Raw genomic sequence first — 13,333 nt, 5'->3', positions numbered from 1 at the left:
GGCTCCCGCCGGGGCATATTCACCGTCCGGTGACCCGGATCAGCCGAGGCTGAACGGCTGACCCCACAGGGTCACCACCGAATTGACGGTGGCGGTCGAGACTTTCACGCGGACGAAGGCGCGAGCCTGGGCATACCCTGCGCAGCCTTGTACACCGATGGTGGAGTCGGCCCAGGTGACGCTGCCGCTGGTGCCCTTGAATCTGTTTCGGGTGCTGTGCGATTCGTTGCCGAAGTCATCGGCTTCTTCCTCGTCGAGTAAGTACATGGCCTTGGCTTGGCCGGGTCCGAGGGAGAGGTTGCCGCCGGCCTTGCCGCCGATTTCCGGCTTCTTGCCCTCCCAGTCGGTCTTGGCGTCGATGCCGCCGTTCACGCCCCCGCCGTTGATCGTGACCTGGCAGCCCACCACATAACCGGGATAGATCTTGCCGCCGACGGCAGCTGAGCCCGACAGCTCGACCTGCGCCGAGCCGGAGACCCAGGCATTGCGATGGACCGGGGTAGCGCCCATCGACGGGCTGATGGTGGCGGATTCGCCGACCAGCCGGACGGTCAACACGGTACCGTCGGACAGCGTCTTGCTGATCTCGCCGCCGGGTAACGGGACGAAGGTGTCGGCATGGGCGATACCGGTGGGGCACAGGGCAATTGCCGCGGTCGCGGCGACGCCGGTGGCCAGGCGCGTCACGGCGGTGCGATTGATCATCGAGACATCCTTGAATCGAATGCGGTTGTATGAGTGGAGGTTTGGAGTTCAGCCGAGGCTGAATGGCTGCCCGTAGAGGGAGACCTTGGCATAGTTGTCGCCGATGATCTCGGCCACGGCGTACGAGCGCGCCTGCGCGTAACCCGCACAGCCCTCGATCTGTAATTCGACATCGCGGTATTCGATCGAGTACGTGCCCGGCTTCGGGATGTCCTTGCCCTCCACGCTCACAAAGCTCACCTGGCCCGGCCCGAGCTTGAGGCCGATCGTGCCGCCCGCCTTCACGCCGGTGAGGTTGATGCCGCCGGACAACCCGGCGGAGATGGCGTTGTCGCTGATGCTGACCTGGCAGCCGACGAGATAGCCTGCGCTGAGGCGAGATACGCCGTGGGTGGAGGAGTTGTTCGTACCCGGCGCGTTCTTGGGACCGTTGTTGGGTCCGGCTTTGCCTGGCGGCGTCGCCGTCACCTCCGCGGCCACCACTCCGGTCAGCCAGGCCACCCGTCCGGCGCCGTTGGCGGCCAGTGACGGCGAGACCAGCGCGCTCTCCTGCGTCCGGCTGATCTTCAGGCCGGGCCCGACACGTTCCCCGTCCGGCAGGGGCACGAAGGTATCGGCATGTGCCGCACCGGTAGCCGACATACCGAGCGCCACGGTTGCCACGACGCCGAGCCCGGCAGCTCGCCAGCCGCGGTGGCCCGCGCTAAAACTGTTCATTTGTACCCTCATCACGTTGCTGAAGTGCGAATTACGCACCGCGAGAACCGAATCGCCGCTGTGGTAGCCGAGTTGCGATCCGGTCGAGCGTAGGCACGCGGCGGCGGACCGGACATCCGCCGAGTGGCCGGAACATTCCGTCTATCGGCGGTTTTCGGCGCTGGGTACCCGATACCGGTTGGGCCGCTTCGGCACTGTCGAAAGCGCTCGGGCGCAGGTAAAGTGGGTTCCATCCACGGGGGCGCAAGGAGGGGTCATGTCAACCGGTCTGCGAAATTCGAAGCACGGTCGACGTCGAGCCGCCCGGGTAGTCCGAGCCGCCACGGTCCTAGCGGTGCTCAGCACTTTCGCGCTGACGCCCACCCAAGCCTCCGCACAGCCGTATCCGATCGGCGGCGCAATCCGGGTCGAATACGACGAGACCGGTGGTTTCGCCTTCTTCGGCAATGCGGTGAACCCGGAGTCCGATGCCGGCCGCGGCGGCCGCTGGCAGGCGTTCGAGAAGAACAGCTCGATCTACTGGCACCCACTGGTCTCCGACGGACACGCCAACCAGATCGGCGGTGCGATCCGCGCCAAATGGGGCGACCTCGGCTGGGAGAACGGCGCGCTGCGCTACCCGACCAGCCGCGAGCTGCCGACCCGAAAGCCGGGTCGTTTCAACCACTTCGAGGGCGGCACCATCCACTGGTCGCAGTCGACCGGAGCACACAACACCTGGGGCGCGATCCGCGACAAGTGGGCCACCCTCTCCTGGGAGGACGGCCGACTCGGCTTCCCGGTCGTCGACGAGTTCCGCGCCAAGAACAACGGAGCCGGACAGCATTTCGAGGGCGGCTCGATCTACTGGTCCGCCGACACCGGCGCGCGCGTGGTATCCGGGGCGATCAGAGAGATCTGGGCGAACCAGAACTGGGAGAACGGCCGCTACGGCTACCCGATCAGCGACGAGTACGACTACAACAACGGCCGCGCCCAGGACTTCCAGGGCGGCCGCATCGAATGGCAGCCGCCCCGCTGACCCGAGGTCTCAACCACACAGCGCCAGTTGGATGAAAGCCTGAAGAGCACCGTCGATGGGATGCGGCTGCGGCTTCTGTGCGGAGTCGAGTCGGTTCCATCGCTGCAGGTTCACCGCGAACGACATCTGTCGTTTGCCGTCGGCACCGGTCATCGACATCGCTCCGCTGCCCCAGGCGGAGCCGTCATGACCCCAGAAGATGCCGTGGCCGGGCACCGTCAGCTTGTGCAGGCCCAGACCGTACTCGATGGTCTTTCCCTCGAAGGAGATGACCGGGACGGTGCGTTGCATCTCCGCCAGCGACGATTCGCTGATGATCTCGCCCGCCAACAGCAGGCTGTAGAAGCGATTCAGGTCCGCGACAGTCGATATCAGCGAGGCCGCAGGCCCCACCCAGGACATGTCGTAGACGCTGTAGTCGCGCGGTGGGTCGATCATGCCGAACCAAGCCTCATAGTGCATCGAGTGCGGTCCGGTGATGTACGGCGCAGCCGTTTGTGGCTCCATCCGACGGAATCGGCGAGCGCACCGATCTTCACCTGACCATGGGAGGCGAGTATGTGATGCCAACCGGCCAGCACCTCCGGATCGGGCGTCCGCATCGGCCGGTCGCACTGTGCCAGAAACGATTTCGTCAACGCGAAACGCTCGTCCCAGGTGCGGGCGGCCGCGAGCTGCTCACGTAGTCGCCGCGCCCGCGGTCCCCACAGCTCGTCCAGATCGACCGCGCCGCGGCCCAAATCCGTTGGGGCAACACCCAACAGCGAATACGCCCGGATCGGCGACAGGCGAACCTCGATGCACTCCGCCCGCTCGCTACGGATGCGCATGGGCTCGACGGGCAGCCCGACCACGAAGCCGCCGAGATTCCGCCGCCCGACCGCGTCGTCGACGATCACCTCGCGACCCCCCAATTCGATCACCACGGTGATCGCCGCCGTCCCGGCAACCCGCAGATCCAACCCGACGCCACCCATATCGCGGTAACCGATGATCGCGGCACCCAGCGGCCCGGCATCGGCCGGACCCGCAAAGTCCCACGCCACCTCAGGCTCGCGGCCGACAGCTCCCACCCGTCCAGGCTACGGAAACGACGGCCAGCGGGCCTATTTATGCAGCTCGTGCATATGTCGGTGAACTGGGGGTAGGCGGTAGGAGCAGCTACTTCGACAAATGGAGGCTCTGATGAACGTCGATGACAACGTTTCTTCGGACCGTGGTCCGGCGCTCCGAATTCCGCGTAGCCGGGGAGCCCTCGGCGGGCTCGCGGTGTTCTTGCTCGGAATCTGGGGTGCGCTGATTCCGTTCCTCGGGCCGTACTTCGATTTCGCGTTCACCCCGGATGACGCGTGGGTGTGGACCTCGGCGCGCGGCTGGCTGGAGGTGCTCCCCGGCGCCACCGCGATCGTCGGCGGCTGGCTGATGCTGGCGAGTCGCAACCGCCTCGTCGCCGGCTTCGGCGGTTGGCTGGCCGCGGCGGCGGGCCTGTGGTTCATCGTCGGCCCGTTCCTGGCGGACCTGCTGAACATCGGTGCGCTCGGTGAACCGGTCGCGGCATCCGACCTGAAACGCGCTGTCCTGCAACTGACCTTCTTCTACGGTCTCGGCGCCCTGATCCTGTTCTTCGCCGCGACCTCACTGGGTCGTCTGTCCGTGCGCACCGCACGCGATATCGCCTTCGCCCGCCGCGAGGTCGATGCCAGGGCCGTTCGGCCGGACGATCGCGGTGCCATCGCCGACGTGCCGGAACCGGTGACCGCCGACCGGCCCACGTTCGGCGCACAGCCGCAACTGCACAAGCCGAAACTGGGCGGCGGACACGCTTGATCGACAGTTGTGACGCGACGAACGCGCCCACCCCTCGCCGAGTAAACGAAGGTGGTTCGTTACTCCGCGAAGGGCGCGTTTGTCACTCCCATCTCGAATCCGAGTTGACGCATCACCGCCGTACGGCCGTCGGGCACGTTCTCTGATTCGATGCGGACCGCTTCGATTACGCGGCGCTTGAAATCGAGGCGAGGGTGTTGCGCGACAATCCCGTCCACCCACTGACGATTCATCTCTTCGATGCGAGTTCCACCGAGGTCGGTCTCGCATCCCGCCGAAACGATGCCCGCCAGATCCGACAGGTCTTTCTCGACGCCGAAGGTGATGTGTCCGGATATGCCGTTGCGTACGAGGACCACCTTGTCCCGGGATACGTTGAGACCGGTGAGGAAGTGCATGACTACTGAATGCGCCGGGCATCAGCGTTGCCGCGGCGATGAGCAGTTTGCCCAGCTGCCGCCGATCGAGCTTCCCGCCGGTTCCGCTTGCCCAATTCCAGTCGAAATCGTCCTGTGCGCCCATCGATCGAACCTCAATTCATAGCGTGTCGAAGACCGTCATTGCCATGTCCGCGGTCGTGATCAAGGAGTCGTGGGTGGCGCCGTCGCGGGCCTGAATGGCCATACCGAAGACGACGGTGCCGAAGTAGGCCGCGAGTGCCGCGATGTGCACGGTCTCGGGGATTTCGTTTTCGCGTACTGCTGCCTGCAGGCGGAGCTGGATCCCGGCCTGCAGTGAGCCGCGGAGCTCGGTGAGGAATTCACGCAGCGGGTCATCGTGGTCCGGCCCGTCGGTCGCCGAAAGTACGACCAGACAACCCAGTGGTGTGCCCGGCCTACTGAATGCGGTGGCATAGGCCTGCAATGTCTTGGCAATCGCGTCCCGTGTGCTGGATTCTCCGCGCAGCGCACTCTCGACCGGGCCGCGAAGCTTGCCGGAGTACAAGGCGACGGCCTCCCGGAACAACGCCTCCTTGTTCCCGAACGCGGCATACATGCTGGGGCGATTGATGCCCAAAGCACTGGTGATATCCGTCAGCGACGTGCCTCGGTAACCGCGCTCCCAGAACAGCTCCATCGCCTGCTCGAGGGCGATGCCGCGATCGAAATTGCGTGGGCGCCCCTTGACTGCCACGGCTGACCTCCTTTCTGTACCTATCGGTAAATATAGCCACTGGCAACACCTAGGCAACGGGAAACGGTGTTTTTATTACCTATAGGTACAGAAATGGAGAGCTGGGCCACCGTTGTGACAGACGGAAACGGGCCCGAGCCATCGGCTCGGGCCCGCGATAGGCGCTCGAAAGGTGCGGTCTACCCGGACGTTTCGCTGGTGCGCTGACCGGTCTCGCGCAGGGCGGCGTTGTCGGTGCGCAGGCGATCGTTGTCGGTATGCAGGTCGGTGTTGGCGTCCTCGAGCTCGAGGATATGGCCGATGCCCGCGAGGTTCACCCCGGTCGCGGCCAATGCGGCGATGCGCTGCAGGCGGGCGATGTCGTCGCCGCTGTACCGGCGGGTGCCGCCGTCGCTGCGTGCGGGAGTGAGTAGGCCGTGGCGTTCGTAGAGTCGCAGTGTTTGCACACCGATCCCGGCCAGATCGGCGGCCACCGAGATGCCGTACACCGCCTGTGCGGGATCGGGCAGATGTGAACCTTGGGGGGACTCCTGCTGCATCGCTCTCCTTGCCACTGGGCGCCTGTCAGATTTCCTATCTTAGCCGCTTGTACTCGTCTGTCGAGGGTGCTACAAATTACCTCTGTCAGATGACATAGGTTATCTGACATGGCCGACAAACCCGACCATCCGGAACAACTCTGTGCGAGGAGGTCTGCCATGGCGGCAGTTGACGGCGTGCGGCGGTCTGCACCACCTGTGCGGTCGGATTGCTATCGCATCGAATACGGTAGGTCGACGCGACGGTCGCCTCTAACGATGCAGGGGTCCGGCCGGGCGGGCATTGAGGAACTGAGGGCGGACTGCGTCATGGTTTGCGACTACTCGAGCACTGCGGTGTCGGCACCCAGCGGGGTACGGCGATGAGCGCCGAATCCCGTGCGCTGGCGGTACATCTGGACCGGGTCGACTCGGCAGCGGTGCTCACCATCGGTGGTGAGGTCGACGCGGCCTCGGCGCCACAGCTGCAATCGGGGATCGAGGACGCGCTGGGTGCCAAGCCGGCACTGCTCGTGGTCGACCTGTCGGGCGTGCGGTTCTTCGGTTCCGCGGGGCTCAGCGTGCTGCTGCTGGCGGTGGAGGCCGTCACGAAGAACGGACTGCGAGTAGTCGTGTCGCCGCAGGTGCGGCGGCCGATCGAGGTGACCGGGCTCGACGGGATACTCGATATCTTCGACACCCTGCAAGACGCGTTGACGGCGGGCGAAACTCCGAACATCGCTTGAGTCCCGCACATTCGAGTGCCGATCGACCTAGGAAGGTTGATCGGCGCGCTCACGCCCGGTCGGAGGCGGTGACACCCGAGATCTCGCTGCCGGGATCGCCGGAGGGCAGCGCGATTTCGGTGTCCAGTGACAGCGGTCGGCCGAAATCCGGTGTGCCGTCGGCATTCCAGGTGAACGGCTGCGCCCGGGTGGTCCGCCCATCGTAGGTGTACTCGCTGGTGTCCTTGGCGTGGTAGACGATCCAGTCCTCGCGCCCATCCGGACTCTGGAAGATTCCGTTCGAACCCGGGCCGAACACGCTGGCCTTGTCGTCGCGGGTGAACACCGCATTCGGGTGCTGGCACCAGTTGGCGGGCACCAGCGGGTCGGCGCCGGGCGGCAGCGAATGCATCCACAGCTGATAGTCCGGTTTGCCGGTGTCGCAGGTGGAGTAGATCAGATAGGTGGTGCCGTCGCGCTGGATCGTCGTCGGAGCCTCGCGCACCTCGTCGCATCCGCCGGCCGACGGCAGATACACCGCTCGACCCGATACGGTGACCGGATCGCTCATCGGCGCGATGTGCAGCAGGTTGTTCGGGCCGCTCCAGAGCAGGTAGTACCGATCGCCGAGCTGCAGCAGTTCCGGATCGATCGCCCATACGTCCGGCGCGCCGAGCTGGCCCGCGAAGGTGTACGGGCCCAGCGGATTCGAGCCCGCCGACCGCAAGGCATAGAGACGATGACCGTTGGCGGTGCCATCGCCCGCGCTGTAGTAGAAGTACCAATACCCGTCGAGCAGGCGGAAAGACGGCGCCCACATGTCCCGATTGCGCGAGGGGTCGTGGTCCAGCCAGACCGTATTCGGTTGCGCGGTAGCCAGATCCGCCAGCGACGGGGCCTTCCAGATCCGCAAGCAGTCGTTCTGGCTGGTGGAGAGGTAATAGTTCCCCTCGTAATGAGTCAGGAACGGATCCGGCCCCGGATTCAAGGGATTCCGAAACGTCCCGGCACCGTCGGCCGCCGCATGCTCGATCATTGAACGCCTGCCCCTCGTCGCGGAACTCGTAACAAGCACTGGACTCTAGGGCACCACATCGAAGGCGGGGATGGACAGCTAACGTCCCAGCGCGGCGACTACCTGACGGGCTTGGTCCTTTGCGCCGAGCTCGTTCGGATGCAGTGGCGCGGCCAAGTCGGTGGGGATGGGGCCCTCGAGCCATTTCGTGCCCGGTGCCTGGCACAGGTCGTGGCCGATGCTGCTGGTGTAGGTGTCCACATAGGTGGCGTTATATCGGCTCGCCTGCTCGATGAGGACTTGGTTGAGCAGTTTTACCTTGTCCCGCAGATACGGCACGTCGCCATCGGAAATCGGTACGGTCGGCCAGCAGCCGTTGCCGGTCTCGGGCAGCACCACCGGGTAGCCGATGAGCAGCACCTTGGCCCTGGGTGATTGTTGGTGGATACCGTCAAGTGCCGCACCGACTTTGGGGCCGACCGCGCGGACCTGCTCGGCAAGCGTGTCGGTGCCGCCTTTGGTGTAGAAGTCCTTGCACGGGGAGCCGTGTGGGACCGCTGCGTCGCGCATTCCGCAGTTGAACACGATCCCGAAGGCAGGTATGTCGTTACCGCCGATGCCGAGGGTGACCAGCGCGGTGTCCGGCCGCAACGCATCGAACTGCGGCGGATTGCCCGTCAGCACTTGGTTGTTGGTCATGGCCTTGGTGGTCGCGCCGGCACAGCTGGCATCGGCGAAGGACCCGGCTTTGATCGCGGTGGCGACCAGCCTGGGGTAGTTGCGTTCGGCCCTGACGCAGCGAGGGTCGACCACGGGCAGGAACGCGCCTGCCGTGAAGGAATCGCCGAGCGAAACGTAGGACGGGTACTCGGGCGTGGCGGCCGCCGAGGCAACCGGAGCGGCAACAGTGCTCCCAACGAGCGCTATCAGAATGGCCATAAATACTGGTCGCTTATACATCGGAATTCTCCTGTGCAATCCAGCGCGAAGTGCCATGGCCCGTGTGGGCGGCCAGGCTGGGACACTCGATCAACGCTGTCCCAAGTCACAGTAGAGACGATGATGGTCCTGTCGCCAAGTTCCCCAATTCCCCAGTTGACCTCGTCCGATGCCGTGCTGCGCCGGTCACTGGAACAGCCGGACAAGTCATCGACCGAACCCGGAATTCCACGGGGTGGAACAACGCCTTGGCTACCGTCGCGGAGAGCTTGGACACTGGGTTCCACTGGACCTCGAGCCAGCGTTGGATCGATGTGTCCAGGACATCGGCACCGGCACAACACCGTTCGGGAGGACCATGATTCTCGCAGCGGAATTCCTGAACGGCAGCAGGCAGCAGAACAACTTCGTTGTCCTCGCGCTGACGGCCTTTGCTGTAATCGATGTTGCGTTGATCGTCTTGGCTTTTCGAGAATGGCGGCGGACGGTAGGCCACAACTGGCGATCCTGGTGGTAAGCGCGCTCATCGCTAGCTACAACGACGCGGGCGGCCGGTGCGACGTGGTCGCAGCAGATCACGGGTGGTGTTCTGCCACAGGCGATGCCCGCGTTCATCGCTACCGCGCTGCACCGGTTCGACATCAACCTGCGGGCCTCGGTGCTGCTCGGTTACGTCGGGGTCGGCGGCATCGGCATGGAACTGTCGCTGGCCATGAAGACTTTGGACTATCGGCGCGGAATTGCTTTGGCGCTGTTGATAGTCGGGCTGTGCATCGTGATCGAGCTGATCTCCGGTGCGGTGCGGGCGGCCATGCTCGGTGATTCGGCGCCGAAACGGGTCGGCCGGTGGGGGCGGCTGCAACGACGCGTGACCAACGCCGCAGGTGGATGGGTCGACGGCGGGCCTGCCGCGACGAAGACGGACGCGCGGTATCCGATCAGCCCGCCGTGGTCGGCGGGGCGCATTAGGCACGTCGGATACTTCGGTGTGACGGCGGTGATCCTGGTCGCGGCGATCTGGGGTGCGGGCATCGATGTGTCGCGGATGGCCGAGGGTGTCTCCACGATGTGGACGACGCTGAAGCTCTTTGTCCCGCCCAGTACGGGTGGTATCGGCGGCGAACTGTTCGCGCAGTTGCTCGTCACGGTCCAGATCGCGCTTGCCGCAACATTTCTCGGGTTGCTGCTCGCGGTGCCCATCGGGGTCCTCGCGGCACGCAATGTCGCGCCGAGTCCCGGTATCGCGCGGTTCTTCCGGATCGTCATCGTCGTCATACGAGGCATTCCGGATCTGATCTTCGCGATCATCTTCATCGTCATCACCGGGCTCGGCGCCCCGGCGGGTGCGCTGGCGCTTGCCGTCGGCGCGGTCGGCCTGCTCGGCAAGCTCATCGCGGACTCGCTCGAGGAGTCCGATGTGCGGGTGCAGCAGGCGGTGGCCGCCTCCGGTGCGACCGGACCGCAGGTGTTCGTCGCGGCGACCGTGCGTCAGTGTGCCCCGGCCTTGGCGGCGCACGTGTTCTATCAACTCGACGTCAATATCCGCGCGGCCACCTTGCTCGGTGTGGTCGGCGCGGGCGGGATCGGCTTTTACCTGACCAACGCCGCACGCGTGCTGCAGTTCGATGTCGTCACGATGATCGTCCTGATGGTCTTCGCCGGGGTGCTCGCTGTCGAGGGCCTCGCGATGTGGATCCGCCGAGCACTGTCCTAGTTCGCCCTGTCATCGGAGGTTTCATGATCTTCTCGAATACTGTTGGTTCCGAAGCGAATACGGCCCTGCTCGCCGCGGCCGATGCCGCGGTGATCGCCTACCGGAACGCGCTCGCGAACCACTCGCCCGCCGAGCTCGCGACCGTCGCAATGGACGGCGCCGATGGCACCCCGACCATGTTCATCGACGTGCTGGTCGAGGACGCGATCATCGCCGCGGCCACTGCCGCCGGGGTGAATGTCCTTTCCGAGGAACGGGGTTGGGTGGATGTGGGGTCGGCGGTGACCCTGGTCGTCGATCCCGTCGACGGCTCCGCCAACGCCGCCGCCGGAGTTCCGCTGTCCTGTTTCAGTGCGGCGGTGGCCATCGACGGCGAGTTCACCGAGGCCATGACCGTGTGGTTGCACACCGACGAGCGCTGGTGGGCCTCGCGTGAGCACAGCGAGTTTCGCACCAGCGGTTGCCGCTCGGTGCGGACCGCCGCAGTATCGATGCTGCGGCCACACCCGCGCAACTGGGCCGCCTGGACCCGAGTTGCCGAGGCCGCCACTCGAATCCGCATCCTCAGCTGTAGCACCCTGGACGCGGCCTTCGTCGCGACCGGCGCCATCGACGCTTTCGTCGACGCAGGCAGCGACACCCACCGGCTCATGGACATAGCCGCCGCCACTATCTTGGTCGGCGCGTCCGGCGGCGCCGTGGTCGACGCCTTCGACCGCCCGATCACCTTCGACACCGACCTCACCCGCCGCTGGAGCGGAATCGTCGCCGCTACCCCGGAACTCGCCGACGAACTACGCGCCCTGATCTCAGGAGCTTCCAGTTCTGCGGCGGTGCAATGAGTTAGGCGTCGCGCACCTACTTCAGGAGTTCGATCACAGGCGCGAAGGCTTCCATGTCCGATTCCATCATCGTGAAGTAGGTGACCCCGTAGCGCGCATGGCGAACACGGTTTGCTCGAGGTGATCGACGCGGGCGCCCGGGCTGGCCATCGGTATCCCCGCCGCGTCGAATTCTGCCTTCACATGGGGGTGGATTTCTTCGTCACTCCCGTCCATCCGGTGTCGAGGAGGGTGAAGATCCGGTCGAGTGCGGGCTCGGTGTCGTCCCGCCCGTAGACGAGGGTGATGGCTTCGAGAGCGAAATGGGCCAGCGCCTGCGCGGCGGGGTCGCTCTCGGGCAGTCCGGCGTCGGCGGCGATCGCCGCGGCGAGGGCGTTCTCGTGGCGCAGGTGCATGCGGCGAAAGTGCTCGCGCAGCGCCGGAGTGGTGTCGATCAGGTGGCGGAAGTCGGCGAAGCGAGGGTCTTCGTGGACCTGTCGGGAGCGCTCGTCGTGCAGTAGCCGACGCAGCGCCTGGGGGATGGACTGGCCGGTGGGGCGCTCGCGGACCGCGGCGACGAGCGCTGCCTCACGGTCGGCGTCCTGGTCGAAGACCAGTGCTTCTTTGCCGTCGGGGAAGTGCTTGAACAGCGTGGCCACCGAGACGTCGGCGGCCTCGGCGATCTCCCGCACGCCGACCGCGTCGTAACCGCGCTCCAGGAATAGGTTCACCGCCGCTTCCGCCAGGGCTTGGCGGTTGGCGGCCTTCTTGCGCTCGCGGCGTCCTGGCTCGGTCACGTCCCCATCTTAACGCATGAGTAGAACAGGTCGAAACATAGAACGGATATACTTTTCGAACGGTTTCACTTAAGCTGAGTGAGGCGAGGGCGTCCGGCCTGAGCCCGGCGGCGAGAACAACACCGCCGCAACAAGTTCGGAAGGATTTCTGATGACCACACCCCGTATTGCCATCGTCGGCGGTGGCCCCGCCGGTTTGATGTGCGCACGTGTCCTGCAGGGACATGACATCCAGGCGACGGTGTACGACGCGGACGCCGCGGTGGACGCCCGTGACCCCGGAGGGACGCTCGACCTGCACGCAGACTCGGGCCAGATCGCGTTGGAGGACGCCGGGCTGATGGACGCCTTCCGTGCGTTGGCCCGGGTCGAGGGCCAGGCCAAAAGCCGCCGCGATCAGCACGGCACCGTCCTGGCCGAGTTCATTCCAGACGAGGGCGACGAGGCGGCACCCGAGATCGACCGCGCCCAACTGCGGACCATGCTCTATGAGCACCTACGCCCCGGCACGGTCGCCTGGGGGCACAAACTCCTTGACGTCACCCAGATCGAAGGCGGGGCGCACCGACTGGAGTTCGCCAACGGTGCCAGCGCCGAAGCCGACCTCGTTATCGGCGCCGACGGCGCATGGTCGGTGGTTCGCCGGTTGCTCACCGACGCGGTGCCGCAGTACCTCGGTGTCTCCTTTCTCGACGCCCGATTCGACGACGTGGACACCCGCCACCCCGAGATCGCCGCGATCGTCGGCGACGGCCACATGTTCTCCAACGACAGCGACGGCCGCGCGGTGATCGTGCAGCGCAACAGCAATGGTGTGGTCCGCGGCTACGTCGCCTTCCGCGCCGAACTCGACTGGTACGTCACCGCAGGCGTCGACGTCACCGATCGCGCGGCCGTCCGGTCGTATCTGTTGCGGGAATTCAGCGAATGGTCCGCGCTCATGCGCCCACTGATCACCGACAACGACAGCGACTACGTGCTGCGCAACTTCTGGGCCCTGCCCGCACCGCTGACCTGGAACCACGTCCCCGGTGTCACCCTGATCGGCGACGCGGCCCACCTGATGGCCCCCTTCGGCGGCCACGGCACGAACCTCGCACTACTCGATGGCGTGGAACTCGCGCACGCCATCAAGAAAGAGCACAGTCTCGACGCCGCGATCACCCGCTACGAGACAACGATGTTCCCACGATCCGGAGAACTAGCCGTGAGCTCGAACACCGCCCTCACCCAGTTCTTCGCCACCACATCCCCGGACGCACCCCACCTCCCCCCGGACCACGCACAGGAACACAAGAACTACCAGTCCAGAGCAGCCGAATACCGACGCAGGCAAACCGCAGCCGATCGGTCCTGAGCCCGTAGTGGTTGTGTCGCTCCGGATGTAGATCGGAACGGAA

General features: G+C 65.6%; 17 protein-coding genes and 1 pseudogene. 8 read left to right on the top strand and 10 right to left on the bottom strand.

The window, feature by feature from the left end; genetic code table 11:
* Window positions 1–39 precede the first annotated feature (39 nt).
* Together ACQPW1_RS28145 and ACQPW1_RS28140 are read right to left on the bottom strand one after the other, a co-directional pair.
* The gene (locus tag ACQPW1_RS28145; protein ID WP_433654613.1) at window positions 40–705 is read right to left on the bottom strand and encodes an MspA family porin; all 666 of its coding nucleotides are present in this window, start codon (window positions 703–705) and stop codon (window positions 40–42) included.
* Between the two features lie 48 nt (window positions 706–753).
* Window positions 754–1,422, bottom strand: a complete 669-nt coding sequence (locus ACQPW1_RS28140; RefSeq protein WP_433654612.1) for an MspA family porin — start codon at window positions 1,420–1,422, stop codon at window positions 754–756.
* A gap of 334 nt (window positions 1,423–1,756) precedes the next feature.
* Here ACQPW1_RS28140 and ACQPW1_RS28135 point away from each other — a divergent pair, with 334 nt between their 5' ends.
* A complete protein-coding gene (locus ACQPW1_RS28135; RefSeq protein ID WP_433654611.1) occupies window positions 1,757–2,443 on the top strand; it encodes an LGFP repeat-containing protein in 687 nt (228 codons plus the stop codon).
* A gap of 9 nt (window positions 2,444–2,452) precedes the next feature.
* On the opposite strand, the gene ACQPW1_RS28130 is transcribed toward ACQPW1_RS28135, so the two are convergent.
* Both ACQPW1_RS28130 and ACQPW1_RS28125 read right to left on the bottom strand, forming a co-directional pair.
* A complete protein-coding gene (locus tag ACQPW1_RS28130; protein ID WP_433654610.1) occupies window positions 2,453–2,950 on the bottom strand; it encodes a serine hydrolase in 498 nt (165 codons plus the stop codon).
* The gene (locus tag ACQPW1_RS28125; RefSeq protein WP_433654609.1) at window positions 2,878–3,516 is read right to left on the bottom strand and encodes a hypothetical protein; all 639 of its coding nucleotides are present in this window, start codon (window positions 3,514–3,516) and stop codon (window positions 2,878–2,880) included. The genes ACQPW1_RS28130 and ACQPW1_RS28125 overlap by 73 nt, the downstream gene beginning before the upstream one ends.
* 112 nt (window positions 3,517–3,628) lie before the next feature.
* Here ACQPW1_RS28125 and ACQPW1_RS28120 point away from each other — a divergent pair, with 112 nt between their 5' ends.
* Window positions 3,629–4,270, top strand: coding sequence for a hypothetical protein (locus ACQPW1_RS28120; RefSeq protein WP_433654608.1), 642 nt, complete (start codon window positions 3,629–3,631; stop codon window positions 4,268–4,270).
* Window positions 4,271–4,329: 59 nt separating this feature from the next.
* On the opposite strand, the gene ACQPW1_RS28115 is transcribed toward ACQPW1_RS28120, so the two are convergent.
* From ACQPW1_RS28115 to ACQPW1_RS28105, 3 genes are all read right to left on the bottom strand, one after another.
* Window positions 4,330–4,668 (bottom strand): hypothetical protein, encoded by a 339-nt coding sequence (locus tag ACQPW1_RS28115; protein WP_433654607.1) that lies wholly within the window; start codon window positions 4,666–4,668, stop codon window positions 4,330–4,332.
* A 139-nt stretch (window positions 4,669–4,807) separates the two neighbouring features.
* Window positions 4,808–5,404 carry a TetR/AcrR family transcriptional regulator gene (locus ACQPW1_RS28110; protein WP_433654606.1) on the bottom strand — a complete coding sequence of 199 codons (597 nt, stop codon included), beginning with the start codon at window positions 5,402–5,404 and terminating at the stop codon, window positions 4,808–4,810.
* Window positions 5,405–5,583: 179 nt separating this feature from the next.
* Window positions 5,584–5,943, bottom strand: coding sequence for a MerR family transcriptional regulator (locus ACQPW1_RS28105; protein ID WP_433654605.1), 360 nt, complete (start codon window positions 5,941–5,943; stop codon window positions 5,584–5,586).
* 362 nt (window positions 5,944–6,305) lie between these two features.
* On the opposite strand from ACQPW1_RS28105, the gene ACQPW1_RS28100 reads away from it, so the two are divergent.
* On the top strand, window positions 6,306–6,668 hold the full coding sequence (locus ACQPW1_RS28100; RefSeq protein ID WP_433654604.1) for an STAS domain-containing protein: 363 nt from the start codon (window positions 6,306–6,308) through the stop codon (window positions 6,666–6,668).
* A gap of 49 nt (window positions 6,669–6,717) precedes the next feature.
* Here ACQPW1_RS28100 and ACQPW1_RS28095 read toward each other — a convergent pair whose 3' ends face one another.
* The gene (locus tag ACQPW1_RS28095; protein WP_433654603.1) at window positions 6,718–7,683 is read right to left on the bottom strand and encodes a glycoside hydrolase family 43 protein; all 966 of its coding nucleotides are present in this window, start codon (window positions 7,681–7,683) and stop codon (window positions 6,718–6,720) included.
* Between the two features lie 78 nt (window positions 7,684–7,761).
* Window positions 7,762–8,601: an SGNH/GDSL hydrolase family protein gene (locus ACQPW1_RS28090; protein WP_433654602.1), complete on the bottom strand. Its 840-nt coding sequence runs from the start codon at window positions 8,599–8,601 to the stop codon at window positions 7,762–7,764.
* A gap of 358 nt (window positions 8,602–8,959) precedes the next feature.
* Between ACQPW1_RS28090 and ACQPW1_RS28085 the strand changes: the two genes are divergently transcribed.
* The 4 genes and pseudogenes from ACQPW1_RS28085 to ACQPW1_RS28070 all read left to right on the top strand — a co-directional run bounded on the left by ACQPW1_RS28085 (window position 8,960) and on the right by ACQPW1_RS28070 (window position 11,157).
* Window positions 8,960–9,118 (top strand): hypothetical protein, encoded by a 159-nt coding sequence (locus ACQPW1_RS28085; protein ID WP_433654601.1) that lies wholly within the window; start codon window positions 8,960–8,962, stop codon window positions 9,116–9,118.
* Between the two features lie 18 nt (window positions 9,119–9,136).
* Window positions 9,137–9,391: pseudogene (locus ACQPW1_RS28080) on the top strand (PhnE/PtxC family ABC transporter permease); the annotation flags it as partial.
* Between the two features lie 21 nt (window positions 9,392–9,412).
* Window positions 9,413–10,315: a PhnE/PtxC family ABC transporter permease gene (locus ACQPW1_RS28075; RefSeq protein WP_433665354.1), complete on the top strand. Its 903-nt coding sequence runs from the start codon at window positions 9,413–9,415 to the stop codon at window positions 10,313–10,315.
* A gap of 23 nt (window positions 10,316–10,338) precedes the next feature.
* Window positions 10,339–11,157: an inositol monophosphatase family protein gene (locus ACQPW1_RS28070; protein WP_433654600.1), complete on the top strand. Its 819-nt coding sequence runs from the start codon at window positions 10,339–10,341 to the stop codon at window positions 11,155–11,157.
* 179 nt (window positions 11,158–11,336) lie between these two features.
* On the opposite strand, the gene ACQPW1_RS28065 is transcribed toward ACQPW1_RS28070, so the two are convergent.
* Window positions 11,337–11,933 carry a TetR/AcrR family transcriptional regulator gene (locus ACQPW1_RS28065; protein ID WP_433654599.1) on the bottom strand — a complete coding sequence of 199 codons (597 nt, stop codon included), beginning with the start codon at window positions 11,931–11,933 and terminating at the stop codon, window positions 11,337–11,339.
* A gap of 151 nt (window positions 11,934–12,084) precedes the next feature.
* Between ACQPW1_RS28065 and ACQPW1_RS28060 the strand changes: the two genes are divergently transcribed.
* Window positions 12,085–13,290 (top strand): FAD-dependent oxidoreductase, encoded by a 1,206-nt coding sequence (locus tag ACQPW1_RS28060; RefSeq protein WP_433654598.1) that lies wholly within the window; start codon window positions 12,085–12,087, stop codon window positions 13,288–13,290.
* Window positions 13,291–13,333 lie beyond the last annotated feature (43 nt).

Origin of the sequence: Nocardia sp. CA-128927 (assembly GCF_050955855.1) — a bacterium.
Classification (GTDB): domain Bacteria; phylum Actinomycetota; class Actinomycetes; order Mycobacteriales; family Mycobacteriaceae; genus Nocardia.
The sequence above is the reverse complement of the archived record's forward strand: the minus strand, read 5'-3'. Positions and strand labels throughout refer to the sequence as shown.